The 3,159-nt window shown below is 60.4% G+C and carries 3 protein-coding genes; 2 read left to right on the top strand and 1 reads right to left on the bottom strand.

What is annotated here, in order from left to right; translation table 11 throughout:
• Positions 1–212 precede the first annotated feature (212 nt).
• Entirely contained in the window at positions 213–1,448 is a 1,236-nt protein-coding gene (locus WB528_RS18135) for an MFS transporter (protein ID WP_423889774.1), read from the bottom strand.
• 237 nt (positions 1,449–1,685) lie between these two features.
• On the opposite strand from WB528_RS18135, the gene WB528_RS18130 reads away from it, so the two are divergent.
• Both WB528_RS18130 and WB528_RS18125 read left to right on the top strand, forming a co-directional pair.
• Positions 1,686–2,450, top strand: coding sequence for a hypothetical protein (locus tag WB528_RS18130; RefSeq protein ID WP_423889773.1), 765 nt, complete (start codon positions 1,686–1,688; stop codon positions 2,448–2,450).
• A gap of 258 nt (positions 2,451–2,708) precedes the next feature.
• Positions 2,709–3,159, top strand: a 451-nt coding sequence (locus WB528_RS18125; RefSeq protein WP_423889772.1) for an FHIPEP family type III secretion protein, incomplete at its 3' end; no start/stop codon positions are given.

Raw genomic sequence — 3,159 nt, 5'->3', positions numbered from 1 at the left:
GGGTTAGTCTTCGGAATTTTAGGCGCGATTGCTGGCTGGGTGTTTGCCGTACTCGCAGGTGTTCCAAAAATTGTAGATCAACCACCAAGCAGTTGACCTTGTACGGCGATGGTCACTTCCGTTCGTGGGCACTTTTCGGACTCCCGTCTTAGTCCCCCGGATGTCTGCTATTGGGGCAACCTCGTCGTTAGAGACGGTGCGGAGGTTTTCCCTCAGGCTACCGCCAGCCGCCGGCCGGAGCGCAGCAACAGCCCCACCATGATGGTGATGTTGAGCGCGTTCCAGGCGAGCCCGTTGAGGAAGGCTGCCGCATAAGAGCCGGTGGCGTCGAAGATCACGCCCGATATCCAGCCGCCGAACGACATCCCGAAAACGGAAGCAAAGATCACGATCCCGATCCGTGTCGCGGCTTCCGAAGCCGGCATCGCCTCGCGCACGATGATGGCATAGCTCGGCACGATACCGCCCTGGAACAGGCCGAACATCGCGGAGATGATGTAGAGCGAGGTGAGACCGTCGAAGAACAGGTACAACAGCAACGCCGAGCCTTGCGCGATCGAGCCGATCAGCAGCGTGCGGATGCCCCCGATCTTGTCGGCGAGAAAACCCGAACCGATCCGGCTGATGATGCCAAAGCCCAGCATCAGCGACAGCATTTCGGCGCCGCGCGCCACGCCGTAGCCGAGATCGCCGCAATAGGCGACGATATGCACCTGCGGCATCGACATCGCCACGCAGCAGGCAATGCTGGCCAGCGATAAAATCGCGGTCAGCGCATTGGTGGAAAGCCTCAGGTCGACGCGCGGCGGCGGCGCGTTGACATGGCTGCGACGCGTTCCCGCCCCCATCAGCATGCGCAGCACGATCAGCGCGAGCGACATCGCGACCGCCGTGAAGATGCCGATCGCGATATGGGTGGCGCGCCAGCCGTGAGTCTGCATGCCCCAGTTGACCACGGGCGGCCAGATCGTGCCGCCGATGTAGTTGCCGCTGGCGGCGATCGCCACCGCCAGTCCCCGGTAGCGCTCGAACCAGTGCGAGGCTTCCGCCATCAGCGGTCCGAATGTCGCCGCCGACGACAGGCCGATGAGAAAATGCACCAGAATGTATTGCCAGATCGCGGGCGACAGCCCTGCGCCGACATAACCGAGGCCGAGAAGGCCGATGCCGACTCCAATCGCGGTGACGATGCCGTAGCGGTCGCTGATCTTGCCGGTGACAACCTGGCCAATGCCGAAACCCAGCATCACCAGCGTGAAGGCAAGCGAGGCGGTACCGCGGGCGGCTGCGAATTCGACCTGAACCACCGGAAGCGCCACCACGACCGACCACATGCCGACGCTGCCGAGGGAGCCGATCAGCACGGCTACGGCAAGGCGAAGCCACGCCCGGCGAGAATCCGGAACGAACGGCAACGAATGTCGGGCAAGATCGGCGGCAGTGTCCACGGTGGCCGCAAATTCACCGCAATGAAGCTCACCGTCAACCCACAATGCCGCGGTATTGGGCATGCAACGGCGCTCGAACGTGCTGCCACCTGCTGACGAGTCTTGCGTGGCGGCCGCCGGCCCAATCTATCGAGATCCGATGCGCCGATTTATCTCCAACTTTTGTGTGTAAAAATGGTTTTAACAATCTGAAATTCGGAAAGCATTCCGAGCTCATTTCAATGGCGGAGAAGCATTATGAATTTCAAACATGAGATAGATCTCAGTCATGTCGATGAAGCCATGCTGCAAAGCTACCGCTCCTTACGCAGGTGGATCGGACTCCTTGCGATTGGGTTTCCCCTGATTTTGGTTCTCGCAGGACGGTTCTGGGGAATCGAGGTCCAGCCGACATTCAGCAACTACTACTTTGCCCAGGACCCCGTCACGGTGGACCACACACCTGTGAGACTCTGGTTCTGCGGCATCCTGTTTGTCGTCGGATTTTTCCTGGCCAGATATCCCGGCTTCACCAAGCACGAGGAAAAATGGCTCAACGCTGCCGGTATCTTTGCGCTGTGCGTTGCTATTTTTCCAATGGCGATAAACGGCCAGGACCAATATGACTTCATCCTCGCGCCGCTTGGCCTGTCCAAGCTTTCGCTTCACGGAATTTTCGCGGCGCTGGCGTTCCTCTGCATCGCCGTCGTGATCGTCTGGTATTCAGACGCGACGCTGGAAGAACTTGAGACATCGAACCCGTCTCTTTACACGCGCTACACGTGGACCTACCGCGGCATCGCCGCCTTCATGGTCTTGTCGATCGCTATCGCGATCTACCTCAACTATGCGCATGACGGTCAGGGAGATTACATCATGGCCGCGGAATGGTGTGGCGTATGGGCGTTCGCGGCCTACTGGTTCGTCAAGAACAGCGAAATGAAGAGGGTCGGCAACGCGTTGAAAGCGCGCAAGGCCCTGCTCCCGCACCGGTCGCCGCCCGACCTGGCCGGGAGGCTCTGATCCCGGACGGCAGATTACGCCGAAGTCATCCGCCGCAATCTGCCGGCTCTCCGCCGAAGTCAGCCCGCGTTAACGCTTTGCTAACCATAAACCGGGCAAAAATTGCCCAGTTGCGAAGTCGAGTGTCGTCAGCCGCGTAAAACGGGGGAGTACTCCGTGGACGCCAGTGCGGTGCCTCACTTTCGAAACGGTGGTCCTGCGGCCGCCGCGCAGACGCTTGGCCGCCGTGGACGGCATTCGCGGGAGGAACCGGGTAATATGGTCGATGTAACGGCGGGTCAGGGCGGCGCGGCACCCTCGACCAATTTCCCCAGTTTCAGCGAAATCGGCACCATCCTCAAACGCGGTGACCTCGCACTCGCCTTCGGCATCCTCACCATTCTGGTGGTGCTGATCCTGCCGCTGCCCGCGGTCGTGCTCGACCTGTTCCTGGCGATCTCGATCACGCTGTCGATCCTGATCCTGATGACGTCGCTGTTCATCCAGGCACCGCTCGAATTCTCCTCGTTCCCGACCATTCTCCTGATCTCGACGATGCTGCGGCTGTCGCTCAACCTTGCTTCGACGCGGTTGATCCTGTCACGCGGCCACGAAGGGACCGATGCCGCGGGCCACGTGATCGAGGCGTTCGGCAACTTCGTGATGGGCGGCAATTTCGTCATCGGCATGATCGTCTTTGCGATCCTGGTCATCGTGAACTTCGTCGTCA

Origin of the sequence: Bradyrhizobium sp. (assembly GCF_049586575.1) — a bacterium.
Taxonomy (GTDB): Bacteria; Pseudomonadota; Alphaproteobacteria; order Rhizobiales; family Xanthobacteraceae; genus Bradyrhizobium.
This window is presented reverse-complemented; position numbering and strand designations above follow the sequence as displayed.